Below are 25,647 nucleotides of genomic sequence, written 5' to 3'. Positions count from 1 at the left end.
CTGCCACATTGCCGCCGAATGCCAATCTGAGCGCCAATCTGGGCGACAGTCCGGCGCCCTTGTACGCCCGCGTCAAACAGATGATCACCCAGCAGATCGACAGTGGAAACTGGCCGCCGCACTACCGCGTCCCGTCGGAAAGCGAGTTGGTCAATCAGCTGGGTTTCAGCCGCATGACCATCAACCGCGCCCTGCGCGAGATGACCGCCGACGGCTTGCTGGTGCGCATGCAGGGTGTCGGTACGTTCGTCGCCGAGCCGAAAAGTCAGTCTGCTTTGTTTGAAGTGCACAACATCGCCGACGAGATCGCCTCCCGCGGCCATCGCCACACCTGCAAGGTGATCACCCTCGAAGAAGAGGCCGCCGGTTCCGAGCGGGCCGTGGCCCTGGACATGCGCGAAGGCCAGAAAGTTTTCCACTCGCTGATCGTGCATTTCGAAAACGATATTCCGGTGCAAATCGAAGACCGTTTCGTCAACGCGCTGGTGGCGCCGGACTACCTCAAGCAAGACTTCACCCTGCAAACGCCTTACGCCTATCTGAACCAGGTCGCGCCGTTGACCGAAGGCGAGCACGTGGTCGAAGCGATTCTCGCCGAGCCGTCCGAATGCAAGTTGCTGCAGATTGAAAAGGGCGAGCCTTGCCTGCTGATTCGTCGCCGCACCTGGTCTGGTCGTCAGCCCGTGACCGCCGCCCGTTTGATCCACCCCGGTTCCCGTCATCGTCTGGAAGGACGGTTCCATAAATAAAGAGCCCGAAATGAGCCAGTTGAAAGTTTTACACGCGGCCGATTACCCGCGTATGCCGTGGAAAAACGGCGGCGGCAGCACTGAAGAAATCACCCGTGATGGAGGTGCTGGCCTTGAGGGTTTCGGCTGGCGTCTGTCGATTGCCGATATTGGTGAGTCGGGCGGGTTTTCAACCTTTGCCGGCTATGAGCGGGTGATCACCGTGCTGCAAGGCGAGGGCATGAGCTTGCGCGTCGACGGCCAGGACACGCGGCCGTTGTTACCGCTGGACCCGTTTGCTTTCAGTGGCGAGAGTCATGTGTCCTGCACATTGCTCGGCGGACCGATTCGCGACTTCAACCTGATTTATGCGCCGGACCGTTACAGCGCGCGGTTGCAATGGTTGGGGGGTGATCAGCGGTTTTTCAGTTCGGCCGGCACCGTGCTGGTGTTCAGCGTGTCTGAACAGCTTGAAGTGGTGGTTGATAACAGCGCCTCTCAGCTAGGGCGTCATGATTGTCTGCAACTGGACGGTAACGTTGGCCTGCTGGATATCTCCATCAAGGGCCAGTGCTGTGTGATCGAGCTGATCGCACGCGGTTAACTGTGGCGAGGGAGCTTGCTCCCGCTCGGCTGCGCAGCAGTCGTCATCCAGCATGCCGGTTTCATCTGACACACCACTTGCTCCGGTTTTTGGGTCTGCTTCGCAGCCCAGCGGGAGCAAGCTCCCTCGCCACAAAGCAGTAGCCCACGCCGTTTCCCATTGCGCACCACTTTGTTACCGAACGCCCCAGTGTGGCGCAAAACCACGCTCAAGTAACAACCGTCACGCCCTTCGCAAAATCCCCCAGAAAAATTTCATCTTCGCCAGAACCCTTGATTCAGGCGCTCTCCAGCCATGTTCAAAACTTTTCTTGAGCACCCATCCAGCAAGTTGGCCGCTTGATTGCATATGCTTGTATGTACAAGTAAAGACGTATGCGTATGAGTCGATCGAGACTCCTCGCAACGTCCACTGATTCGCTTGTGGCGCTTTGGCGCGCACAGGCTGGCTTGCCCACCGCCAGGGTTGGTTTGGATTGATTGATGAGGAGTCTTTTTCGTGACTGACAATAAGCCCACTAAGTACCGTAACGTCGAAATCCGCGCTGCCCGCGGTAACAAGCTGACCGCCAAGAGCTGGCTGACTGAAGCGCCGCTGCGCATGCTGATGAACAACCTCGACCCGGAAGTCGCCGAGAACCCTAAAGAACTGGTGGTTTACGGTGGTATCGGTCGTGCGGCACGTAATTGGGAATGCTACGACAAGATCGTCGAAAGCCTGACCAACCTGAACGACGACGAGACCCTGCTGGTGCAATCCGGCAAGCCGGTCGGCGTGTTCAAGACCCACAGCAACGCCCCACGCGTGCTGATCGCCAACTCCAACCTGGTGCCACACTGGGCGAACTGGGAACACTTCAACGAACTGGACGCCAAAGGCCTGGCCATGTACGGCCAGATGACCGCCGGCAGCTGGATCTACATCGGCAGCCAGGGCATCGTTCAGGGCACCTACGAAACCTTCGTCGAAGCCGGTCGCCAACACTATAACGATGACCTCAAAGGTCGTTGGGTCCTGACCGCAGGCCTCGGCGGCATGGGCGGCGCTCAGCCTCTGGCTGCAACCCTGGCCGGCGCTTGCTCGCTGAACATCGAATGCCAGCAGGTCAGCATCGATTTCCGCCTGAACAGCCGTTATGTCGATGAACAAGCCACCGACCTCGACGACGCGCTGGCCCGCATCGCCAAATACACCAAGGAAGGCAAAGCGATTTCCATCGCCCTGTTGGGTAACGCGGCTGAAATCCTGCCGGAACTGGTCAAGCGCGGCGTGCGCCCAGACATGGTCACCGACCAGACCAGCGCCCACGACCCACTCAACGGTTACCTGCCAGCCGGCTGGACCTGGGAAGAGTACCGCGCTCGCGCCAAAACCGAGCCAGCCGCTGTCGTCAAAGCCGCCAAGCAGTCCATGGCCGTGCACGTTAAAGCGATGCTCGACTTCCAGAAAATGGGTATTCCGACCTTCGACTACGGCAACAACATTCGTCAGATGGCCCAAGAAGAAGGCGTCGAGAACGCATTCGACTTCCCGGGTTTCGTACCGGCTTACATCCGTCCGCTGTTCTGCCGCGGTATCGGTCCGTTCCGTTGGGCTGCACTGTCGGGCGATCCGCAAGACATCTACAAAACCGACGCCAAGGTAAAAGAACTGATCCCGGACGACGCCCACCTGCACAACTGGCTGGACATGGCGCGCGAGCGCATCAGCTTCCAGGGTCTGCCGGCACGTATCTGCTGGGTTGGCCTGGGCCTGCGCGCCAAGCTCGGTCTGGCGTTCAACGAAATGGTTCGCAGCGGTGAGTTGTCGGCGCCGATCGTGATCGGTCGCGACCACTTGGACTCCGGCTCGGTATCCAGCCCGAACCGCGAAACCGAATCGATGCAGGACGGTTCCGACGCCGTGTCCGACTGGCCACTGCTTAACGCTCTGCTCAACACCGCGAGCGGTGCGACCTGGGTTTCCCTGCATCACGGCGGCGGCGTCGGCATGGGCTTCTCCCAGCACTCGGGCATGGTGATTGTCTGCGACGGTACGGACGAAGCGGCCGAGCGTATCGCTCGCGTGCTGCATAACGACCCGGCTACCGGTGTCATGCGTCACGCCGATGCGGGTTACCAGATCGCAATCGACTGTGCCAAGGAGCAGGGTCTGAACCTGCCGATGATCACCGGCAAGTAATGCTTGCCCCCTGTAGGAGCGAGCCTGCTCGCGATGAGGCCGGCACATTCAGCATCTTTGCTGACTGACACACCGCGATCGCGAGCAGGCTCACTCCTACAAAAGCCAGTACAAGAAAATACCCAGAACAATCCACAGAGGTTGAATCATGGCTGTTAATGACGATCGTGCAGGCAGTAAACCGTTGATCGAGAAACGTTCGATCGACTACATCCCGGAAGCGGAGAGACACGGTCGTCTGTTGAGCCAGTTCACCCTGTGGATGGGTGCCAACCTGCAAATCACCGCAATTGTGACCGGGGCCCTGGCCGTGGTGCTGGGCGGTGATGTGTTCTGGTCGTTGATCGGTCTGTTGATCGGTCAACTGCTCGGCGGTGGCGTAATGGCGCTGCATGCGGCGCAAGGGCCCAAGCTTGGCCTGCCGCAGATGATCTCCAGCCGGGTACAGTTCGGCGTGTATGGCGCGGCGATCCCGATCGTGCTGGTGTGCCTGATGTACCTGGGCTTCACCGCAACGGGCACCGTGCTTTCCGGCCAGGCGCTGGGCCAGTTGTTTGGCGTTAGCGACAGCGTCGGGATCCTTATCTTCGCCAGTGTCATCGTGCTGGTCACGGTGCTCGGTTATCGGGTGATCCATTTCATCGGCCGTGTCGCCAGTGTCATTGGCGTGATTGCCTTCGTTTACCTGTTCAGTCGCCTGATGAGCCAGACTGACGTTGGCGCACTCCTGCAAATCCGCCACTTCAGCTGGACCAGCTTCCTGCTCGCGGTATCGCTCGCGGCGTCCTGGCAGATCGCCTTCGGCCCGTACGTGGCTGACTATTCACGCTATCTGCCGAGCAGCACGTCTTCGGTGAAAACCTTTTTCGCCGCCGGCGCGGGTTCGGTCATTGGCGCACAGGTGGCGATGATCCTCGGTGTGTTTGCCGCCGCCATGGCCAACGGAAAATTCGCCGGCCACGAAGTGGCCTACATCGTTGGTTTGAGCGGCAGCGGTGCCACCGCTGCGCTGCTGTACTTCAGCATCGCGTTCGGCAAGGTCACCATTTCAACGCTGAACTCCTACGGCAGCTTCATGTGCATTGCGACCATCATCAGCGGTTTCCGTGGAGACCTGCGGGTAACGCGCTTGCAGCGTCTGGTCTTCGTGCTGGTCATCGTCGGCACTGCGACCCTGATCGCGTTGCTCGGTCAGCACTCGTTCCTCGGTGCGTTCAAGTCCTTCATCCTGTTTTTGCTGGCTTTTTTCACGCCATGGAGCGCGATCAACCTGGTGGACTACTACTGCATCACTCGCGAGCGCTATGACGTGCCAGCGCTGGGCGATCCGAACGGTCGCTACGGCCGTTGGAACCCCCTCGGTATCAGCGTCTATGTCTTCGGTGTGCTGGTGCAATTGCCGTTCATCGCTACCAAGTTCTATACCGGTCCGCTGGTGGACGCTCTGGGTGGTGTGGATATTTCCTGGATCATCGGTCTGGTGCTTCCCGCGGCTCTGTATTACGTGTGCGCGAAAAAATGGCACAGCGCAGTACCCGATCAACTGATCCTGCCGGTCGAGCAGGACAGCGATGCAGCACCTATAACAAGCGGGGCCAGTCGCGCTGCGGCGCAGGCCTGATTGGACGTGGACAGGGCTGGATGCCTCTTGACTGCCGTAAGCCAACTCATGATTAGGAGCGTCAAACAATGAAATCGAACAAGACCCTGCTGACCACATTGCTTTCCATGGGCCTGTTGGCCAGTGCCGGCGCCACTCAGGCGGCTGGCTGGTGCGAATCGGGCAAACCGGTGAAATTCGCCGGCCTGAACTGGGAAAGCGGCATGCTGCTGACCGACGTGATGCAAATCGTGTTGGAGAAAGGTTACGACTGCAAGACCGACAGCCTGCCGGGCAACTCCATCACCATGGAAAACGCCCTGAGCAGCAACGACATTCAAGTGTTTGCCGAAGAGTGGGTCGGTCGTAGCGAAGTCTGGAACAAGGCCGAGAAGGCCGGCAAGGTTATCGGTGTCGGCGCTCCGGTCGTTGGCGCGATCGAAGGCTGGTACGTGCCGCGTTACGTGATCGAAGGCGATGCCAAGCGCAAGCTGGAGCCAAAAGCCCCGGACCTGAAAGCGATCGCCGATCTGGGCAAATACGCTGCCGTGTTCAAGGATCAGGAAGAGCCATCCAAGGGCCGTTTCTACAACTGCCCGGCCGGCTGGACCTGTGAGCTGGACAACAGCGAAATGCTCAAAAGCTATGGTCTGGAAAGCACCTACACCAACTTCCGCCCAGGCACTGGCCCGGCGCTGGATGCGGCGGTGCTGTCGAGCTACAAGCGTGGCGAACCGATCCTTTTCTACTACTGGTCGCCAACCCCGCTGATGGGCCAGGTCGACCTGGTCAAACTCGAAGAGAAGCCAGGCGTGGACAAGAGCGTGACCATCAAGGTCGGCCTGTCCAAGACCTTCCACGAGCAAGCCCCGGAACTGGTGGCCGTGCTGGAAAAGGTCAACCTGCCGATCGACCTGCTGAATCAGAACCTCGGGCGCATGGCCAAAGAGCGGATCGAATCGCCAAAACTGGCCAAGATCTTCCTGAAGGAACATCCTGAAGTCTGGCACGCGTGGGTGAGCGAAGACGCAGCCAAAAAGATCGACGCGGCCTTGTAGGTCGAGTGTCTCCGACTGTCGGCAACGGCAGTCGGATGCTTGATCGCAACCCCTTGATTGAGAGTCTTTTTATGTTTCCCGAAAGCTTTACCTTTTCCATCGCCGACTGGGTCAACAGTTGGGTCGATACGCTGGTCACCAACTACGGCGATGTGTTCCGCAGCATCTCCGACACCCTGTTGTGGGCCATCGTCAATCTCGAAGGGCTGCTGCGTGCGGCGCCCTGGTGGCTGATGCTGGCGATCGTGGCGGGCGTTGCCTGGCACGCGACCCGCAAAGTCGTGACCACGTCGGTCATCGTCGGTCTGCTGTTCCTGGTGGGTGCGGTCGGCCTCTGGGACAAGCTGATGCAGACCCTGGCGCTGATGATGGTAGCGACGGTCATCTCGGTGCTGATCGGCATTCCGCTGGGTATTCTCTCGGCGCGCAGCAATCGCCTGCGTTCGGTGCTGATGCCGCTGCTGGACATCATGCAGACCATGCCGAGTTTCGTGTACCTGATCCCGGTGCTGATGCTGTTCGGCCTGGGCAAGGTCCCGGCGATTTTCGCCACGGTGATCTACGCCGCGCCGCCGCTGATCCGCCTGACTGATCTGGGTATTCGTCAGGTCGACGGTGAAGTGATGGAAGCGATCAACGCTTTCGGCGCCAATCGCTGGCAGCAACTGTTTGGCGTGCAACTGCCGCTGGCCCTGCCGAGCATCATGGCCGGGATCAACCAGACCACCATGATGGCCCTGTCGATGGTGGTAATCGCCTCGATGATCGGTGCCCGTGGCTTGGGTGAAGATGTGTTGGTGGGGATTCAGACCCTCAACGTCGGACGTGGCCTTGAAGCCGGTCTGGCGATCGTGATTCTGGCAGTGGTCATCGACCGCATTACTCAGGCGTATGGTCGGCCACGGCATGAGGTGAGCAAATGAGCAACGAAGCCATCAGCAAGATTGAAGTCAAAAACGTCTTCAAGATTTTCGGCAACCGTTCCAAGGATGCGCTGGGCATGATTGGCCAGGGCAAGACCAAAGACCAGGTGTTGGCCGAAACCGGCTGCGTGGTCGGCGTGAATGACCTGTCGCTGAGCATTGGCACTGGCGAGATCTTCGTGATCATGGGCCTGTCGGGTTCCGGCAAGTCGACCCTGGTGCGCCACTTCAATCGCCTGATCGACCCTACCAGCGGCGCGATCCTGGTGGACGGCGTGGACATCCTGCAATACGACATGGAAGCCCTGCGCGAATTTCGTCGGCACAAGATCAGCATGGTGTTCCAGAGCTTCGGCCTGCTGCCGCACAAGACCGTGCTGGATAACGTCGCCTATGGCTTGAAAGTGCGTGGCGAGAGCAAGCAGATGTGTGCCGAGCGTGCGTTGCACTGGATCAACACCGTGGGCCTGAAGGGCTACGAAAACAAATACCCGCATCAGCTTTCTGGCGGCATGCGTCAGCGTGTGGGCCTGGCTCGCGCCTTGGCGGCGGACACCGACATCATCTTGATGGATGAAGCCTTCAGCGCCCTCGACCCGCTGATCCGCGCGGAGATGCAGGACCAGTTGCTGGAGCTGCAAAAGACCCTGCACAAGACCATCGTCTTCATCACCCACGACCTCGACGAGGCCGTGCGCATCGGCAACCGCATCGCGATCCTCAAGGATGGCCGGCTGATTCAGGTCGGCACGCCACGAGAAATCCTGCATTCGCCGGCGGATGAGTATGTGGACCGGTTCGTACAGCGGCGGGCTGCGGTGGTTTGAGAGATTTGCGGGTGGTGAAATCTATTGTGGCGAGGGGGCTTGCCCCCGTTGGGCTGCGCAGCAGACCCAAAAAACTGCGACCGCTTCGCGCTCGAACGGGGGCAAGCCCCCTCGCCACAGGGTTTCATTGATCAACAGAATTTTGTATGAGGCTCCAGATGTCCCAGGCTGAAAAAATCGTTATCGCTGACGCTCCGTTGCGCTGGCAGGATGTGGTCGCAGTCGCTCGTCACGGCGCGCAGCTCGAGCTGTCGCCCCAGATCTGGGCGCGGATCGAGAACGCCCAGGCGATCGTCCAGCGCATCGTCGCCAGCGGCGAGCGTGCCTACGGCGTCAACACCGGCCTGGGCGCCTTGTGCAACGTCTCGCTCAAAGGCGAACAACTCAGCCAACTGTCGCGCAACACCTTGCTCAGTCACGCCTGTGGCGTCGGCGCGCCATTGGCCGACGAACAGACCCGCGCAATCATCTGCGCCGCTATTCGCAACTATAGCCATGGCAAATCCGGCATTCATCGCCGGGTGGTCGAAGCCTTGTTGGCACTGCTCAATCGCGGCATCACCCCGCAAGTGCCATCCCAGGGCTCGGTGGGCTACCTGACCCACATGGCCCACATTGGAATCACGCTGCTGGGTGTTGGCAATGTCAGCTATCGCGGGCAGATCGTTACCGCGCAACAGGCCTTGAGTGAGGAAGGTCTGCAACCGGTTCAGCTCGGCGCCAAAGATGGTTTGTGCCTGGTCAACGGCACGCCATGCATGACCGGTCTCAGCTGCCTGGCAATTGCCGATGCGACGCGTCTGGTGCAGTGGGCCGATGTGATCGGTGCCATGAGCTTCGAAGCTCAGCGTGGCCAGATTGCCGCGTTCGATGCCGAGATCATCGCGCTCAAGCCTCACCCGGGCATGCAGCAAGTCGGCATCAACCTGCGGGCGCTGCTCGATGGCAGTGAAGTGATTGCCAGCAGCAAGGGCATTCGCACTCAAGATGCGTTGAGCATCCGTTCGATCCCGCAAGTCCACGGCGCCGCTCGCGATCAACTTGAACACGCGAAAAAGCAGATTGAAACCGAACTCAACTCTGTCACCGACAACCCGATGCTGCTGGGCACGCCGGACAACTTCCGGGTGGTGTCCCAAGCCAACCCGCACGGTCAGTCAGTGGCATTGGCGGCGGATTTGCTGGCGATCGCCATGGCCGAAATCGGCTCCATCGCCGAGCGTCGGCTGGACCGCTTGATCAACCCGCACGTCAGCGGTCTGCCGGCGTTTCTGGTGGCCAATCCCGGGGTGAATTCCGGGATGATGATCGTCCAGTACGTTGCCGCGTCCCTGTGTGCGGAAAATCGTCAACTGGCGCAACCGGCGGTGCTCGACAACTATGTCACCTCGGGCTTGCAGGAAGACCACTTGAGCATGGGCACCAATGCGGCGCTGAAGCTGCATCGCGCGTTGGAAAACTGCACGCAGATCCTCGCCATCGAGTACTTGCTGGCGGCTCAGGCGTTTGAATTTCTCAAGGAACAACGCTTCGGCGCAGGCACCGATGCCGCCTGGCGCCTGTTGCGTGAACGAGTCCCGGCCTACGACCAGGACCGCTGGCTGGCACCGGACATTGCTGCCGCTGCCAGTGTTTTGAAAGACCCGATTTTGTTGCACAAGGCTTTACCGAACCTGAACTGAAATCCACAACACCAGCGTGCCAAGGCGCCAGCCCCTCTCAACAAGTCGGGAAGCGACGGACAACGGACATCTCCGGAGCGTCTGGTTAGTTAATAAAAAACTCTCAAAAGGAGAATGAATGTGACTGCGCTTAATTTGATTCCCGGCCAACTGAGCCTTGCCCAACTGCGTGATGTTTATCAGCAACCGGTCAAAATCACCCTCGACAACAGTGCCTCGGCCCAGATCGAAGCCAGCGTTGCCTGCGTGGAACAGATCCTCGCCGAGAACCGCACCGCTTATGGCATCAACACCGGTTTCGGCCTGCTGGCCTCGACCCGCATCGCCAGCGAAGACCTGGAAAACCTGCAGCGCTCGCTGGTGCTGTCCCACGCCGCCGGTGTCGGCGAGCCGATCAGCGACGCACTGGTTCGCTTGGTCATGGTGCTCAAGGTCAACAGCCTGAGCCGTGGCTTCTCCGGTATTCGTCGCGTCGTGATCGACGCACTGATCGCCCTGATCAATGCCGAGGTTTACCCGCACATTCCATTGAAAGGTTCAGTCGGTGCCTCCGGCGACTTGGCGCCATTGGCGCACATGTCGCTGGTGCTGCTGGGTGAAGGCAAGGCGCGCTACAAAGGCGAATGGATGGAAGCCACCGAAGCGCTGAAAGTCGCAGGTCTGACACCGCTGACCCTGGCCGCGAAAGAAGGTCTGGCGCTGCTCAACGGTACTCAGGTGTCCACCGCTTATGCATTGCGCGGTCTGTTCGAAGGCGAAGACCTGTTCGCCGGCGCCCTGGCCATTGGTGGTATGACGGTTGAAGCGGTATTGGGCTCGCGCTCGCCATTCGACGCCCGCATTCATGCGGCTCGCGGTCAGAAAGGCCAGATCGACGCCGCTGCCGCTTACCGCGATCTGCTGGGTGAGCGCAGTGAAGTGTCCGACTCGCACCAGAACTGCGAAAAGGTCCAGGACCCGTACTCCCTGCGCTGCCAGCCGCAAGTCATGGGCGCCTGCCTGACCCAGTTCCGCCAGGCTGCCGAAGTGTTAGCCATCGAAGCCAACGCCGTTTCCGACAACCCGTTGGTGTTCGCCGCTGAAGGCGATGTGATCTCCGGTGGTAACTTCCACGCCGAACCGGTGGCCATGGCCGCCGACAACATGGCCCTGGCCATCGCTGAAATCGGTTCCCTGAGCGAACGCCGCATCTCGCTGATGATGGACAAGCACATGTCGCAACTGCCGCCGTTCCTGGTGGCCAATGGCGGCGTGAACTCCGGCTTCATGATCGCCCAGGTGACCGCGGCGGCATTGGCCAGCGAGAACAAGGCACTGTCTCATCCGCACTCGGTCGACAGTCTGCCGACTTCCGCCAACCAGGAAGACCATGTGTCGATGGCCCCGGCTGCCGGCAAGCGTCTGTGGGAAATGGCGGAAAACACGCGTGGTGTTCTGGCAGTGGAGTGGCTGGCGGCGGCTCAGGGCCTCGACCTGCGTGAAGGTCTGAAGACTTCGACGAAACTGGAAAAGGCTCGTGCCATTCTGCGTGCCGAAGTGCCGTTCTATGAAAAGGATCGATTCTTTGCGCCGGACATCAATGCTGCTAGCGAGCTTCTGGCGACTCGTTGCTTGAACGAGCTGGTTTCGGCGAAGTTGTTGCCTAGTCTGTAACGACTCCTTCTCTGATGATCGTTCCCACGCTCGGCGTGGGAATGCCTCTTGGGACGCTCCGCGTCCAGTGACGCAGAGCGTCACGGGGCTGCATTCCCACGCAGAGCGTGGGAACGATCATGTCGCCAACAAAAATAATTAAGGACGAGAAATGCAACAGCCAGCAAAGGGTTTGAAACGCGGGCTCTCTGCCCGACATATTCGCTTCATGGCGCTGGGGTCGGCTATCGGCACCGGGCTGTTCTACGGTTCTGCCTCGGCCATTCAAATGGCCGGTCCTGCGGTCCTGCTCGCTTACCTAATCGGTGGCGCGGCGGTGTTCATGGTCATGCGCGCCCTCGGCGAGATGGCGGTGCACAACCCGGTGGCCGGCTCATTCGGCCAGTACGCCAGCACCTATCTAGGGCCGATGGCGGGCTTCATCCTCGGTTGGACCTACGCATTTGAAATGGTCATCGTCGGTATGGCCGACGTCACCGCGTTCGGTATCTACATGGGCTTCTGGTTTCCGGAAGTCGATCGCTGGATCTGGGTCCTGGGCATCGTTTCGGTGGTCGGCGGCTTGAACCTGTGTAACGTCAAAGTCTTTGGCGAAATGGAGTTCTGGCTGTCGCTGCTCAAGGTCGCGGCCATCGTCGCGATGATCCTCGGTGGCTTCGGCATCATGCTGTTCGGCATCAGCACGGCCCCCGGTGCCCAGGCGACCGACATCAGCAATCTCTGGAACCATGGGGGCTTCATGCCCAACGGCGTGGGTGGCCTGATCGCTTCGTTCGCCGTGGTGATGTTTGCGTTTGGCGGCATTGAAATCATCGGCGTAACGGCCGGTGAGGCCAAAGACCCACAGCGCGTGCTGCCCCGGGCGATCAATGCCGTACCGTTGCGTATTTTGTTGTTCTACGTGCTGACGATGCTGGTGCTGATGTCGATCTTTCCGTGGCAGCAGATCGGCAGCCAAGGCAGCCCGTTCGTGCAGATTTTCGACAACCTGGGTATCAGCTCGGCGGCGACCATCCTCAATATCGTGGTGATCTCGGCGGCGGTGTCGGCCATCAACAGTGACATCTTCGGCGCGGGTCGCATGATGTATGGCCTGGCTCAGCAAGGGCACGCCCCCAAAGGCTTTGCCCGCTTGTCGCGCAATGGTGTGCCGTGGCTGACAGTGGTGGTGATGAGCAGCGCGCTGCTGCTGGGCGTGGTGCTGAACTACCTGATTCCGGAAAACGTCTTTCTGTTAATTGCCTCCGTTGCGACCTTTGCCACGGTGTGGGTCTGGCTGATGATTCTGTTCACCCAGGTGGCGATGCGTCGCTCCATGAGCGCCGAGCAGGTCGCACAACTGAAGTTCCCGGTGCCGTTCTGGCCCTACGCGCCAATGGCGGCGATTGCCTTCATGCTGTTCATTTTCGGCGTGCTGGGCTACTTCCCGGACACCCAGGCAGCGCTGATCGTCGGCGTGGTCTGGATCGTGTTGCTGGTGCTGGCCTACCTGACTTGGGTGAAACCGGCGGCAGGCCAGGCCGCATTGGTGGCGCGGGACCCTGATTTTTCTCATCGATAACCTAACGGAGGCCAGGATGAAAACGCTCTGGCAACACTGCCACGTCGCAACCATGGCGCAAGGCGCCTACTCGATCATCGAGGATGCGGCCATCGTGACGTCCGGTGCGCACATTGAGTGGATTGGTCCGCGCGGCGAACTGCCGCCGGGCGAATACCCGGCGGTCAATGACCTGAACGGGGCTTGGGTGACACCGGGCCTGATCGACTGCCACACCCATACGGTGTTCGGCGGTAACCGCAGCGGCGAGTTCGAGCAGCGTCTGCAAGGCGTCAGCTACGCGGAAATTGCAGCGGCCGGCGGCGGTATCGCCAGCACCGTGCGCGCCACCCGGGCTGCCAGCGAAGACGAGTTGTTCGCCAGCGCCGCCAAGCGTCTGAAAAGCCTGATGCGCGATGGCGTCACCAGCATTGAAATCAAGTCCGGTTATGGCCTGGACCTGACCAACGAGCGCAAGATGCTTCGGGTCGTTCGTCGTCTCGGCGCCGAGCTGCCAGTCAGCGTGCGCAGCACCTGCCTGGCGGCCCATGCCTTGCCGCCGGAATACACAGACCGCGCCGATGCTTACATCGATCACATCTGCACTGAAATGCTCCCGGCCCTGGCTGCCGAAGGGCTGGTGGATGCAGTGGATGCTTTCTGTGAATACCTTGGGTTTTCGCCGGAACAGGTCGAACGGGTTTTCGTCGCCGCGCAGAAGCTCGGTTTGCCGGTGAAGCTGCATGCCGAGCAATTGTCGTCGCTGCACGGTTCGAGCCTGGCGGCGCGTTATCACGCCCTGTCCGCCGATCATCTGGAGTTCATGACCGAAGATGACGCCATTGCCATGACCAAATCGGGCACCGTCGCGGTATTGCTGCCCGGCGCGTTCTACTTCCTGCGGGAAACCCAATTGCCGCCGATGGAAGCCCTGCGCAAACACGGCGTCAAAATCGCCATCGCCAGCGACCTCAACCCGGGCACTTCGCCGGCGTTGTCCCTGCGCTTGATGCTGAACATGGCCTGCACCTGTTTGCGCATGACCCCGGAAGAGGCCCTGGCTGGCGCAACGATTCATGCCGCCACCGCGCTGGGCATGGCCGAGACTCATGGTTCGCTGGAAGCCGGCAAAGTCGCAGACTTCGTCGCCTGGCAGATTGATCGACCAGCCGACCTGTCGTACTGGCTGGGCGGCGACCTGGAAAAACGCGTCGTGCGTCACGGCGTCGAAACAAGCGTTTAGGAGAGCAGTTGTGGATAAGGTTCTGAACTTCAAACAAGGCCGCGTGCCGCTGCTGATCAGCATGCCCCACGCCGGCCTGCGCCTGACCCCGGCGGTTGAAGCCGGGTTGATTCCCGACGCGAAAAGCCTGCCGGACACCGACTGGCACATCCCCAGGCTGTACGAATTCGCCGCCGAGCTGGGCGCCAGCACGCTGGCCGCCGAGTACTCGCGGTTTGTCATCGACCTGAACCGACCGTCCGATGACAAGCCTTTATATGTCGGCGCCACCACCGGTCTGTACCCGGCGACACTGTTCGACGGTATTCCGTTGTTCCGCGAAGGGCTGGAACCATCGGCTGCCGAGCGGGCGACTTATCTGGAGCAAATCTGGACGCCGTACCACCGCACCTTGCAGGAAGAGCTGGCGCGACTGAAAGCCGAATTCGGCTACGCGCTGCTGTTCGATGCACACTCGATCCGCTCGATCATCCCGCACCTGTTCGATGGCAAGTTGCCGGACTTCAACCTCGGCACCTTCAATGGCGCCAGTTGCGATCCACAATTGGCCAGCCAACTGGAAGCCATCTGCGCACGGCACGGCGATTACAGCCATGTGCTGAACGGTCGCTTCAAGGGCGGGCACATCACCCGGCACTACGGTAACCCGGCCGAGAACATCCATGCCGTGCAACTTGAGTTGGGCCAGTGCACGTACATGGAAGAGTTCGAGCCATTCCGTTATCGCCCGGACCTGGCGGCGCCGACGCAAGTGGTGCTCAGGGAATTGCTGCAAGGGTTGCTGGCGTGGGGCGAGAAACACTACCGGTAACTGATCGTTCCCACGCTCCTGCGTGGGAATGCCTCAAGGGACGCTCCGCGTCCAGTGACGCGGAGCGTCACTGGCTGCATTCCCACGCGGAGCGGGGGAACGATCATCGGAACTGTCGCCACCGTGCAAATCTCGGTCGCTACAGTTCGCTTTCAGCCTCTCGACGCTGCGTAATGTTCTGGGCACGGTGCACGAAGACACCGGCCCCTGACAATAATCTGCCGCCCGAGAAAGCTCCCTATGACAAGCATCAAAGGTTTGTTCACCCGCTGTCTCTCAATCCTCTGCGGCACGGCTTTTCTGAGCACCAGCGTTCTGGCCAGTGACGAGCCATCCTGCAAGACCGTACGCATGGGCGTGGTCAACTGGACCGACGTGATCGCCACCAGCGGCATGGCTGACGTATTGCTCAACGGCCTTGGCTACGAAAGCAAGCAAACCAGCGCCGTGCAGCAGATCATCTTCGCCGGCATCCGCGACAAACGCCTCGATATCTTCCTCGGTTACTGGAAGCCGGCGATGGATAAAAACATCGCCCCGTTCGTGGCTGCCAATCAAGTGAAGGTCATGGACAAACCGAGCCTGGCCGACGCTCAGGCGACGCTTGCTGTTCCTGACTACGTTGCCGCGGCAGGCTTGAAAACCTTCAGTGATATCGCGAAATTCAAAGACCGGCTCGGCGGCAAGATCTACGGCATCGAGCCGGGTAGCGGCGCGAACACCACGATCAAAACCATGATCGAGACCAATCAATTTGGCTTGAAGGATTTCAAACTGATCGAGTCCGGTGAGGCCGGCATGCTTGCCGCCGTTCAGCGGGCGGTCAATCGCAAGGAGTTTGTGGTGTTCGTCGGCTGGACCCCGCATCCGATGAACATCAACATGAATGTCACCTACCTGACCGGCAGCGAAGACGTCTACGGTCCGAACGAGGGAGCGGCGACCGTTTCCACCGTGACTGCGCCGGACTATGCCGAGCGCTGCCCGAACGTGAACCGCTTGCTGGCAAACCTGACCTTCACCGCCGCTCAGGAAAGCCAGTTGATGGTGCCAATCATGGAGCGCAAGACGCCGCAGGATGTTGCCAAACAGTGGCTGCGTGATCATCCCGAAGATCTTCAGCGTTGGCTGGCAGGTGTCAGCAGTTTTGATGGCAAGGAGGGTGTGGCAACCGTTCAGGCCAGTTTGAAGAACTGATCACCATTTTTCGGAAAGTACGCTGTCTGTGGCGAGGGAGCTTGCTCCCGTTCGGCGGCGCAGCCGTCGTAAACCCGGCTGGTCGGGCGTATCTGATAAAACTGGGTTGAGTGGTTTGGGGGCTGCTACGCAGCCCAGCGGGAGCAAGCTCCCTCGCCACAGAACTGAGTTCCAATCCCCAACCGTTGACTGACTGGCTGCAGGCTCATGGCTTTTTATCCACTCTCTGAACAGATGGCGGCTTTTGTCGAGAAAACCCTCAGCTTCAACAGCACCGACAGCAGCCTCCCCGGTTTGCGTCAGGCCTACAGCGAGATGTGTCGGGCGTTTTCCCCGCCGCATCCTGCGGGGCTTGAGGTGGTCGACTTTCAATTGGCAGGCGTAGCCGTACGCTCCTGGCAACCACCGGTCACGCCGCCGACCAACGGTTGGCCGTGCATTGTGTACTTGCACGGCGGTGGTTGGGTGGTGGGGGATCTGGACTCCCACGCCTTCATCTGTGCCGAACTGGCGTCGGTGCTCGGCGTGCTGGTGATCGCCGTCGATTATCGGTTGGCGCCGGAGCATCCGTTTCCAGCGGCGTTCGATGACTGCCTGGGTGTCTGGCGCGCGCTGCTTACAGGACCGTTTCGGCTCGACCCTGCACGCACCCTGGTGGTGGGCGACAGCGCTGGCGGCAACCTTGCCGCCGCGTTGTGCCTCGCTTTACGCGATGCCGGCGAGCCTATGCCGTGCGCGCAAGTTCTGATCTATCCGGGACTGGGCGGCGATCACCGATTGCCGTCGCGCAGCGAGTGCACCGATGCGCCATTGCTCAGCAGCAGCGACCTGGATTGTTATCACGCGTTGTATTTGGGCGGTAGTCGACAACCGGGTGCCTATGCGATGCCCTTGCTCGCCGACGATTTCAGCGGTCTGCCACCGGCGTTGATCGCCGTGGCGCAGTTCGACCCGCTGCGCGATGACGGCGTGCTTTACGCCGAGCGACTCAACGCAGCTGGCGTGGGCGCAACGCTTTATTACGGGGAAGGACTGGTTCACGGCTGTTTGCGGGCGCGGGGGCAGGTCGCCGAGGTCGACCGGCTCTATGAAACCCTGCTCGGCTATTTGGCTGAGACGACGGCTGACAAACTCTGACGCTGCAAGGGGCATGCTCATTGACGTAATTCGGGTTTATGATGCCGGACGGCAGAATAATAGAAGTCCCCCCAGGGATGACCTCGACCCCTTACGGAGCGCGCAATGCAGACTTTGTACCCGCAGATCAAACCCCACGCCCGGCACGATCTGGCCGTCGATAAAACCCACACGCTGTATGTCGACGAAAGCGGTTCGCCGGAAGGTTTGCCGGTGGTGTTCATCCACGGCGGCCCCGGCGCCGGGTGTGATGCCCAGAGCCGCCGGTATTTTGATCCGAACCTGTATCGCATTGTCACCTTCGACCAGCGTGGTTGCGGTCGCTCCACGCCCCACGCCAGCCTGGAAAACAATACCACCTGGGATCTGGTCGCCGACCTGGAGCGGATTCGCAAGCACCTGGGCATCGACAAATGGGTGCTGTTCGGCGGCTCCTGGGGTTCGACCCTGGCCCTGGCCTACGCACAAACCCACCCGGAACGCGTGCACGGTTTGATTCTGCGCGGGATTTTTCTCTGCCGTCCCCAGGAAATCGAGTGGTTCTACCAGTGTGGCGCCAGTCGTTTGTTTCCCGATTACTGGCAGGACTACATCGCGCCGATCCCGCAGGACGAACGCCATGACTTACTGTCGGCGTTCCACAAACGCCTGGTCGGCAACGATCAGATCGCCCAGATGCACGCGGCCAAGGCCTGGTCCATGTGGGAAGGCCGCACCGCGACCCTGCGGCCGAATCCGCTGGTGGTCGACCGCTTCTCCGAGCCTCAGCGTGCGTTGTCCATTGCCCGTATCGAGTGCCACTACTTCACCAACAATGCTTTCCTCGAGCCGAACCAACTGATTCGTGACATGGACAAGATTGCCCACCTGCCCGGCGTCATCGTCCATGGTCGTTACGACGTGATCTGTCCGTTGGACAACGCCTGGGAACTGCATCAGGCCTGGCCGAACAGCGAATTGCAGGTGATTCGCGACGCCGGCCATGCGGCGTCCGAATCGGGTATCACCGATGCTTTGGTACGCGCCGCTGATCTGATGGCCCGTCGTATGCTCGACTTGTCGCCTGACGAAGCATGAAGAGCCTGCTACAACGCGTGCGTGGCGCGCGAGTCGAGGTTGCGGGAGAGGTGGTTGGCGCGATAGATCAGGGGTTGCTGGTGCTGGTGGCGGTCGAGCCCGACGATACGCGGGCCAGCGCCGACAAACTTCTGCATAAACTGCTTAACTATCGAGTATTCAGTGACGCCGAGGGCAAGATGAATCTGTCCCTGGCGGACGTAGGCGGCGGGTTGCTGCTGGTCTCGCAGTTCACCTTGGCCGCCGACACCAAAAACGGGTTGCGCCCAAGTTTTTCGACTGCGGCTCCTCCAGGTTTGGGTGAGGAGCTGTTCGACTATCTAACAGGTAAAGCGAAACAGATGCATGGCACTGTGGCATCAGGTAGATTCGGCGCGGATATGCAGGTGCATCTGGTCAATGATGGCCCGGTAACCTTCCTGTTACAGACGTGAAAGCGCTTAAAACATCTTTTTAAGGGCATTTCGACTGAAAACAGAGGCTTTTCCCTATAAATACTTGGTTCCACCTGATGCGTTGTAACGCGGCCTGCTAGATAATCGCGCGCTACGGGGATCAGCGTTCGTTGGTCCGTTTTGACTTAGGTAGAGACTTGTCCGAGACCTGTTGGGGAATCATTTTGCCCCATAGGAGTCGGAACAATGCTCGCCAACTTGGCAAGAGTCGTTCGCAGGGTCGGTTTTTTTCCACCGCACACCGTGCTGGCACTTTAACTGGCCGTTGGTTTTTTGATCTGTTTTCGGCGAGGGTTGCTCGTGATTGTTAGTCCCTGTAATGCACCAAAATTGTCTGCCAAACGGTTTCGAAGCGCTCTGGTAGCAGGCTCTGCACTGCTCTGCCTGTTCAGCGCCGGTCAACTTTGGGCATTCAATCTGGATGACGTATCGGTCAAGGCAAAAGAGCTGGCCGGGCAAAAGTACGAAGCCCCGCGCAGTAACCTGCCGAATGAATTTCGCGAGATGAAATTCGCGGACTATCAAAAAATCCGGTTCCTCACGGAAAAAGCCGAATGGGCGAACCAGAAAACCCCCTTCAAGCTGTCGTTCTATCACCAGGGCATGCACTTCGATACGCCGGTGAAAATCAACGAAATCACGGCCAACACCGTCGAAGAGATCAAATACGACCCAAGTCGTTTCGATTTCGGCGACGTGAAGTTCGATCCTAAAGCCACCGAACAGCTGGGCTATGCCGGTTTCCGTGTGCTGTACCCGATCAACAAGGCCGACAAGCAAGACGAAATCATGACCATGCTTGGCGCGAGCTACTTCCGCGTCATCGGCAAGGGGCAAACCTACGGGCTCTCCGCTCGCGGCATGGCCATTGATACCGCGTTGCCATCCGGCGAAGAGTTCCCGCGCTTCACCGAGTTCTGGATTCAACAGCCCAAACCGGGCGACAAGCACCTGGTGATCTTTGCCCTGCTGGATTCACCGCGTGCCACCGGTGCCTATCGCCTGACCGTACGTCCAGGCAGCGACACGGTCGTCGACGTCAAGGCCAAGATGTTCCTGCGTGACAAAGTCACCAAGCTCGGCGTTGCGCCGTTGACCAGCATGTTCCTGTTCGGCGCCAACCAGCCGTCGAAAGTGCTGAACTACCGTCGCGAGCTGCACGATTCCAGCGGCCTGTCGATCCATGCCGGCAACGGCGAATGGATCTGGCGCCCACTGAACAATCCGAAACACCTGGCGGTGAGCAACTTCTCGATCGAGAACCCGCGCGGTTTTGGCTTGCTGCAACGTGGCCGTGACTTCAGTCACTACGAAGACCTCGATGACCGCTACGACAAGCGCCCAAGTGCCTGGATCGAACCGAAAGGCGATTGGGGCAAAGGCTCCGTCGATCTGGTAGAGATTCCTACGGCCGACGAAACCAACGACAATATCGTCGCTTTCTGGAGTCCGGAAAAACTGCCTGAACCTGGCCAGTCCCTGGACGTTGCCTACCGCATGCACTGGACCATCGACGAAGCCTCCCTGCATTCGCCGGACAGCGCCTGGGTTCAACAGACCCTGCGTTCCACGGGTGACGTCAAGCAGTCGAACCTGATTCGTCAGCCGGACGGCAGCGTGGCCTATCTGGTGGATTTCGAAGGCCCTTCCCTGCAAGTCCTGCCGGAAGATGCTGAAGTGCGCAGCCAGGTGAGCGTTGGCGACAACGCAGAACTGGTTGAGAACAGCGTCCGTTACAACCCTGAAACCAAGGGCTGGCGCCTGACTTTGCGGATGAAGATCAAGGATCCGGGCAAGGCCACCGAAATGCGCGCTGCGCTGGTCAAGAACATCACGCCTGCCGAGGCGCTCAAGACCGCGGCGCCAGCGTCCAGTTCTTCCGTTGCCAAGGCAGACAAGATCGCCGCCCGCCAGCAAGAGAAGAAGGACAAGGAAGCCAAGCAGGCTGAATCACAAGCCCTGCAAGTCAAGGATACCAAGGACAAGGACAACAAAGACGCCAAGCAGCCTGTCGCTGCTCAAGCGGCCCCAGCCACAACGGAATCGGCACCGACTGAACAAGTCCTGACCGAGACCTGGAGCTATCAGTTGCCCGCCGATGAGTAATTCACAAGTACAGCCACAATCGCTTGCCGAGTATCTGGCGCATTTGCCGATGAGCGACGAGCAGCGCGCGGAACTCGCGGGCTGCAAGTCTTTCAGTGAACTGCACGAACGTCTGTCGTCCTCGACGTTCGACGCGCCGACCGAGGCTGCTCAAGCCTCGGTTGGCCGGCGCCTGACCCTGAACTCCGCCGAAGAACTGGCGGATGCGGAAATGCTGGTGCTCGACGCCAGTGGTCGGGTTTGCCTGAAGGCAACCCCACCGATCCGTCGGACCAAAGTCGTGCCCGAGCCGTGGCGCACCAACATTCTGGTGCGTGGCTGGCGTCGGCTGACCGGTCGCACCAATCCGCCTGCACCGCCGAAAGATGAGAACGTGCTGCCGGCGGCTCGCTGGCGCACCGTCGGTTCGATCCGACGCTACATTCTTCTGGTGCTGATGCTCGGTCAGACGATCGTCGCCGGCTGGTACATGAAAGGCATCATGCCGTACCAGGGCTGGTCGTTCGTCGATCTTGAAGAAGTCCTGCATCAACCTCTGACCCAAACCGCCACGCAAGTGCTGCCATATGCCTTGCAAACCAGCATTCTGATTATGTTCGGGATTCTGTTCTGCTGGGTCTCGGCCGGTTTCTGGACTGCGCTGATGGGCTTCCTCGAGCTGATCACCGGCCGTGACAAGTACCGCATTTCCGGCGCCAGCGCCGGCAACGAGCCGATCGCGAAGGACGCACGCACTGCACTGGTGATGCCGATCTGCAACGAAGACGTGCCGCGGGTGTTCGCCGGTTTGCGGGCGACCTTCGAATCGGTTGCGGCCTCGGGTAACCTGGATCGCTTCGACTTTTTCGTACTCAGCGACAGTAACGACGCCGATATCTGCGTTGCCGAGCAGCAGGCCTGGCTGGACGTTTGCCGTGAAGGCAAAGGCTTCGGCAAGATCTTCTATCGCCGCCGCCGTCGCCGCGTAAAACGTAAAAGCGGCAACCTCGACGACTTCTGCCGTCGTTGGGGTGGTGACTACAAGTACATGGTCGTACTCGACGCCGACAGCGTGATGAGCGGCGAATGCCTGAGCAGTCTGGTGCGCCTGATGGAGGCCACGCCGGACGCCGGGATCATCCAGACCGCGCCGCGTGCGTCGGGCATGGACACCCTTTATGCGCGTATGCAGCAGTTCGCCACGCGTGTGTACGGTCCGTTGTTCACCGCCGGTCTGCACTTCTGGCAGTTGGGCGAATCCCACTATTGGGGTCACAACGCGATCATCCGCATGAAGCCGTTCATCGAGCACTGCGCCCTGGCGCCGTTGCCCGGTAAAGGCGCGTTTGCCGGTGCGATTCTGTCCCACGACTTCGTCGAAGCTGCGCTGATGCGCCGTGCCGGCTGGGGCGTGTGGATTGCCTACGACTTGCCGGGCAGCTACGAAGAACTGCCGCCGAACCTGCTGGACGAACTCAAGCGTGACCGTCGCTGGTGCCACGGTAACCTGATGAACTTCCGGCTGTTCCTGGTAAAAGGCATGCACCCGGTGCACCGTGCGGTGTTCCTGACCGGCGTGATGTCGTACCTGTCTGCGCCGTTGTGGTTCTTGTTCCTGGTGTTGTCGACGGCCTTGCTGGCGGTCAACACGTTGATGGAGCCGCAGTACTTCCTGGAACCGCGTCAGCTCTATCCACTGTGGCCACAATGGCAGCCGGACAAGGCAATTGCGCTGTTCTCGACGACCATCGTGCTGCTGTTCCTGCCGAAGTTGTTGAGCATCATCCTGATCTGGGCCAAGGGCGCGAAAGAGTTTGGTGGCAAGTTCAAGGTGACGCTGTCGATGCTGCTGGAGATGTTGTTTTCCATGCTGCTGGCGCCGGTGCGGATGATCTTCCACACCCGTTTCGTACTCGCCGCGTTCCTCGGCTGGGCCGCGACCTGGAACTCGCCGCAACGTGACGACGACTCCACGCCGTGGAGCGAAGCGGTCAAGCGCCACGGCCCGCAAACCTTGCTGGGCTTCTTCTGGGCCCTGTTGGTGATCTGGCTGAACCCGAGCTTCTTGTGGTGGCTGGTGCCGATCGTCGGTTCGCTGATGTTGTCGATCCCGGTATCGGTGATCTCCAGTCGCGTCGGCCTGGGCCTGAAGTCCCGTGACGAAAGCCTGTTCCTGATTCCTGAGGAATATGCCCCGCCACAGGAATTGCTGGCGACCGATCAGTACACCCACGAAAACCGTTGGCATGCACTGAACGACGGCTTTGTCCGGTCAGTGGTCGATCCTCAGCAGAACGCTTTGGCGTGTGCGCTGGCGACGTCTCGTCACCGTCAGGCCGAGCCGATCGAATGGTTGCGCATCGAGCGGGTTCGCCATGCGATGAAGGTCGGGCCTGCCGGGCTGACCAACGACGAGCGCGTGGCCCTGCTGAGTGATCCGGTGGCGCTGGGTCGCTTGCATGAGCAAGTCTGGAACGAAGGCCATGCCGAGTGGCTGCAAGCCTGGCGCACATCGGTGGATGCCGATCCCCATGCGCCGCTGTTGCCGCTCAAGCCTGTGAGTGTTCAGCCTCAGCCGGCATAACGAAAACCCCGCGAAAGCGGGGTTTTTTTTGGGCTGATGATCTGACTGAGCACAACTTTGTGTTCGGCGCGGATCCTGTGGGAGCGGGCTTGCCCGCGATTGCATCACCCCGGTTTCAAGCGAGCCGGGATACCCGCATCAGCTCAAACCTTGAACCGCCCCACCAGCATCTGCAAATGCGTCCCCAGCCGCGCCAGCTCGACGCTGGAGGCCGCGGTCTCTTCACTGGCTGCCGAGGTCTGCTCGGACACATCACGCACGTTCAGCACGCTGCGGTTGATCTCTTCAGCCACCGCGCTCTGTTGCTCGGCAGCGGCGGCGATCTGCTGGTTCATTGACTGGATCGCCGATACGGTGCGGGTGATGCTTTCCAGCGAGCCACCGGCGCGGCGGGTCAGTTCGACACTGCTGTCAGTCAGGCTGCGGCTGTTGTCCATGATGGTCGCGACCTGCTGAGTGCCAGTTTGCAGACCGACGATCAGCTCTTCGATTTCTTCGGTGGACTTCTGTGTGCGCTGGGCCAGGCTGCGGACTTCGTCAGCGACCACCGCAAAACCGCGCCCGGCTTCACCGGCGCGGGCGGCTTCGATGGCGGCGTTGAGCGCCAGCAGGTTGGTTTGCTGGGCCACGGACTTGATCACATCGAGCACGCTGCCGATCTTGTCGCTTTCGCGTTTCAGATCGCCCATGGCGGCGGTGGAGTTGCCGACTTCGACGGCCAGGCGCTCGATCTGGGCGATGGCTTCGCCGACCACTCTGTCACCTTCGCGGGCTTGTTGGTCGGCGGCCACGGCAGCTTCGGACGCTTCCTCGGCGTTGCGCGCGACTTCCTGCACAGTGGCGGTCATTTCGTGCATGGCGGTGGCCACCTGATCGGTCTCGACCTTCTGGCTGTTGACCCCGGCGCTGGTTTGTTCGGTGACGGCGGACAGCTCTTCAGCGGCGCTGGCGATTTGGGTCACGCCATCGCTGATGCCACCGATCAGTTCTCGCAGGCCCAGGGTCATGCTTTGCATGGCGCGCTGTAGCTGACCCAGTTCGTCCTGACGTTCGGAAATCAGGTTGTGAGTCAGGTCGCCCGCGGCGACACGCTCGGCCACTTTGAGGGTCTGGCTCAGGGGAATGACGATCTGGCGAGTGATGGCCCAGGCTGCGAACAAGCCAAAGGCCGACGCGAGGACAGTAGCCAACAGCAGCATGTTCTTGGCATGCGCTGTGTCGGTGTCACGTACGACAGTTTGCGAGGCAGTGAGCTTTTTGCTGGTGTCGAACAGAATGTCGCCTTGCGCGCTCATACGCTTGAAGGCTGCAGCGCTGGCGACTTGGGAGTCGCGGAACTGGCTGACAGCCGCGCGATAGGCTTTGAGCGAGTCGGTCGCTTGTTGCAGGTTGGCGATGTGTTGTTCCGGCAGTTGAGACGGCAGGCTTTCGAGGTTTTTCAGGGCGTTGCCGATGGCGTCTAGCGCTGGCTGCTCGGCTTCGGGCTTGCCGCTGTAGGTGTAGCCGCGTACCTGGAAACGCGCTTGCTGGATCAGTTTGCTCAGGTCGATCACGCTGTTGAACTGGGCGACGCTGTCGCCTTGCAGCAGGGTTTTTTCGACTTCAGAGACTCGGGCCACGGCGTTATCGGCGGTGGCGCCCAGTTTGCTGCGAGCATCTTCGCGGGTGGCGGTAGCCTGAGTCATATCAGCGAAGGCGCGTTTGTACTCGCTGACGGCGGCAAGCTGTTGATCGACCATTGCCAGGTCGGCAGGCTGTTCGACCAGCGTACGGGCGGTTTTCAGGCCGGTATCGAGTTGACCGATCAGCTCGTTGACGGCGCCCGGGCCTTGTTCGCCACGGCGCATGTCGTAATCCAGACGGGCGAGACGCAGGTCTTTGGTCAACTCATTGAGGCTGGAAATAAACCCTAGCGTATCGCCACGGCTGATCACACCGCTCAGGCCGGTCCAGCCGGTAAAGGTGATCAACAAGGTCAGAAGCAGCACCAGACCGAAGCCGACACCCAGTTTGCGATTGACGCTTACATTTCCCAGTTTCTCGGCCAGCCATCGGTACATGCTGCTACTCCCTCGGACCATTAATTGGTTTTATGGAGACTGTATCGGCCGGCTGGCAGGGATCTGTAGGGGAGTAAACACCTGTGGCGAGGGAGCTTGCTCCCGCTTGGGCGCGAAGCGGCCAGCGCTTTTTACCAGCAAGACCGCATTCATCGGTTTTACGACTGCTTCGCAGCCGAGCGGGAGCAAGCTCCCTCGCCAC

The 25,647-nt window shown here is 60.3% G+C and carries 19 protein-coding genes and 1 pseudogene; 18 read left to right on the top strand and 2 right to left on the bottom strand.

The window, feature by feature from the left end:
- Positions 1-80: 80 nt before the first annotated feature.
- The 18 genes from hutC to mdoH all read left to right on the top strand — a co-directional run bounded on the left by hutC (position 81) and on the right by mdoH (position 23,385).
- The gene (gene hutC / locus ACQKPC_RS15385) at positions 81-749 is read left to right on the top strand and encodes a histidine utilization repressor (protein ID WP_231669701.1); all 669 of its coding nucleotides are present in this window, start codon (positions 81-83) and stop codon (positions 747-749) included.
- Positions 750-759: 10 nt separating this feature from the next.
- On the top strand, positions 760-1,332 hold the full coding sequence (locus ACQKPC_RS15380) for a HutD/Ves family protein (protein WP_427625393.1): 573 nt from the start codon (positions 760-762) through the stop codon (positions 1,330-1,332).
- A 498-nt stretch (positions 1,333-1,830) separates the two neighbouring features.
- Positions 1,831-3,513: a urocanate hydratase gene (hutU, locus tag ACQKPC_RS15375; protein ID WP_008068815.1), complete on the top strand. Its 1,683-nt coding sequence runs from the start codon at positions 1,831-1,833 to the stop codon at positions 3,511-3,513.
- Between the two features lie 148 nt (positions 3,514-3,661).
- Positions 3,662-5,134, top strand: coding sequence for a purine-cytosine permease family protein (locus ACQKPC_RS15370; protein WP_427625391.1), 1,473 nt, complete (start codon positions 3,662-3,664; stop codon positions 5,132-5,134).
- Between the two features lie 68 nt (positions 5,135-5,202).
- Positions 5,203-6,171, top strand: a complete 969-nt coding sequence (locus ACQKPC_RS15365) for an ABC transporter substrate-binding protein (RefSeq protein WP_123500000.1) — start codon at positions 5,203-5,205, stop codon at positions 6,169-6,171.
- Between the two features lie 71 nt (positions 6,172-6,242).
- Positions 6,243-7,094: an ABC transporter permease gene (locus ACQKPC_RS15360; RefSeq protein WP_007907826.1), complete on the top strand. Its 852-nt coding sequence runs from the start codon at positions 6,243-6,245 to the stop codon at positions 7,092-7,094.
- The gene (locus ACQKPC_RS15355) at positions 7,091-7,921 is read left to right on the top strand and encodes a quaternary amine ABC transporter ATP-binding protein (RefSeq protein WP_008005095.1); all 831 of its coding nucleotides are present in this window, start codon (positions 7,091-7,093) and stop codon (positions 7,919-7,921) included. Before ACQKPC_RS15360 ends, ACQKPC_RS15355 begins: the two co-directional genes overlap by 4 nt.
- 158 nt (positions 7,922-8,079) lie before the next feature.
- Positions 8,080-9,603, top strand: a complete 1,524-nt coding sequence (hutH, locus tag ACQKPC_RS15350) for a histidine ammonia-lyase (RefSeq protein ID WP_427625389.1) — start codon at positions 8,080-8,082, stop codon at positions 9,601-9,603.
- A gap of 114 nt (positions 9,604-9,717) precedes the next feature.
- Positions 9,718-11,256 (top strand): histidine ammonia-lyase, encoded by a 1,539-nt coding sequence (hutH, locus tag ACQKPC_RS15345; RefSeq protein WP_085985196.1) that lies wholly within the window; start codon positions 9,718-9,720, stop codon positions 11,254-11,256.
- Between the two features lie 151 nt (positions 11,257-11,407).
- The gene (locus tag ACQKPC_RS15340; RefSeq protein WP_427625388.1) at positions 11,408-12,817 is read left to right on the top strand and encodes an amino acid permease; all 1,410 of its coding nucleotides are present in this window, start codon (positions 11,408-11,410) and stop codon (positions 12,815-12,817) included.
- A gap of 16 nt (positions 12,818-12,833) precedes the next feature.
- Positions 12,834-14,039, top strand: coding sequence for an imidazolonepropionase (gene hutI / locus ACQKPC_RS15335; protein ID WP_427625386.1), 1,206 nt, complete (start codon positions 12,834-12,836; stop codon positions 14,037-14,039).
- A 10-nt stretch (positions 14,040-14,049) separates the two neighbouring features.
- Positions 14,050-14,850, top strand: a complete 801-nt coding sequence (hutG, locus tag ACQKPC_RS15330) for an N-formylglutamate deformylase (protein WP_427625385.1) — start codon at positions 14,050-14,052, stop codon at positions 14,848-14,850.
- Positions 14,851-15,099: 249 nt separating this feature from the next.
- Positions 15,100-16,047 carry a choline ABC transporter substrate-binding protein gene (locus tag ACQKPC_RS15325; RefSeq protein ID WP_427625446.1) on the top strand — a complete coding sequence of 316 codons (948 nt, stop codon included), beginning with the start codon at positions 15,100-15,102 and terminating at the stop codon, positions 16,045-16,047.
- Positions 16,048-16,254: 207 nt separating this feature from the next.
- Entirely contained in the window at positions 16,255-17,184 is a 930-nt protein-coding gene (locus tag ACQKPC_RS15320) for an alpha/beta hydrolase (RefSeq protein ID WP_427625384.1), read from the top strand.
- 105 nt (positions 17,185-17,289) lie between these two features.
- Positions 17,290-18,261: a prolyl aminopeptidase gene (gene pip, locus ACQKPC_RS15315; RefSeq protein ID WP_427625382.1), complete on the top strand. Its 972-nt coding sequence runs from the start codon at positions 17,290-17,292 to the stop codon at positions 18,259-18,261.
- Positions 18,258-18,695, top strand: a complete 438-nt coding sequence (gene dtd / locus ACQKPC_RS15310) for a D-aminoacyl-tRNA deacylase (protein ID WP_427625381.1) — start codon at positions 18,258-18,260, stop codon at positions 18,693-18,695. The genes pip and dtd overlap by 4 nt, the downstream gene beginning before the upstream one ends.
- 321 nt (positions 18,696-19,016) lie before the next feature.
- Positions 19,017-20,822, top strand: a complete 1,806-nt coding sequence (locus tag ACQKPC_RS15305; protein ID WP_427625380.1) for a glucan biosynthesis protein G — start codon at positions 19,017-19,019, stop codon at positions 20,820-20,822.
- Complete coding sequence (gene mdoH / locus ACQKPC_RS15300) at positions 20,815-23,385, top strand: glucans biosynthesis glucosyltransferase MdoH (RefSeq protein ID WP_427625379.1); 2,571 nt, start codon at positions 20,815-20,817, stop codon at positions 23,383-23,385. The genes ACQKPC_RS15305 and mdoH overlap by 8 nt, the downstream gene beginning before the upstream one ends.
- 143 nt (positions 23,386-23,528) lie before the next feature.
- Here mdoH and ACQKPC_RS15295 read toward each other — a convergent pair whose 3' ends face one another.
- Positions 23,529-24,242, bottom strand: a complete 714-nt coding sequence (locus ACQKPC_RS15295; protein ID WP_427625445.1) for a methyl-accepting chemotaxis protein — start codon at positions 24,240-24,242, stop codon at positions 23,529-23,531.
- Positions 24,243-24,386: 144 nt separating this feature from the next.
- Positions 24,387-25,445: pseudogene (locus ACQKPC_RS15290) on the bottom strand (methyl-accepting chemotaxis protein); the annotation flags it as partial.
- Between the last annotated feature and the right edge of the window lie 202 nt (positions 25,446-25,647).

It is taken from the genome of Pseudomonas sp. NPDC089918, from assembly GCF_050280605.1.
Classification (GTDB): Bacteria; Pseudomonadota; Gammaproteobacteria; order Pseudomonadales; family Pseudomonadaceae; genus Aquipseudomonas.
The sequence above is the reverse complement of the archived record's forward strand: the minus strand, read 5'-3'. Positions and strand labels throughout refer to the sequence as shown.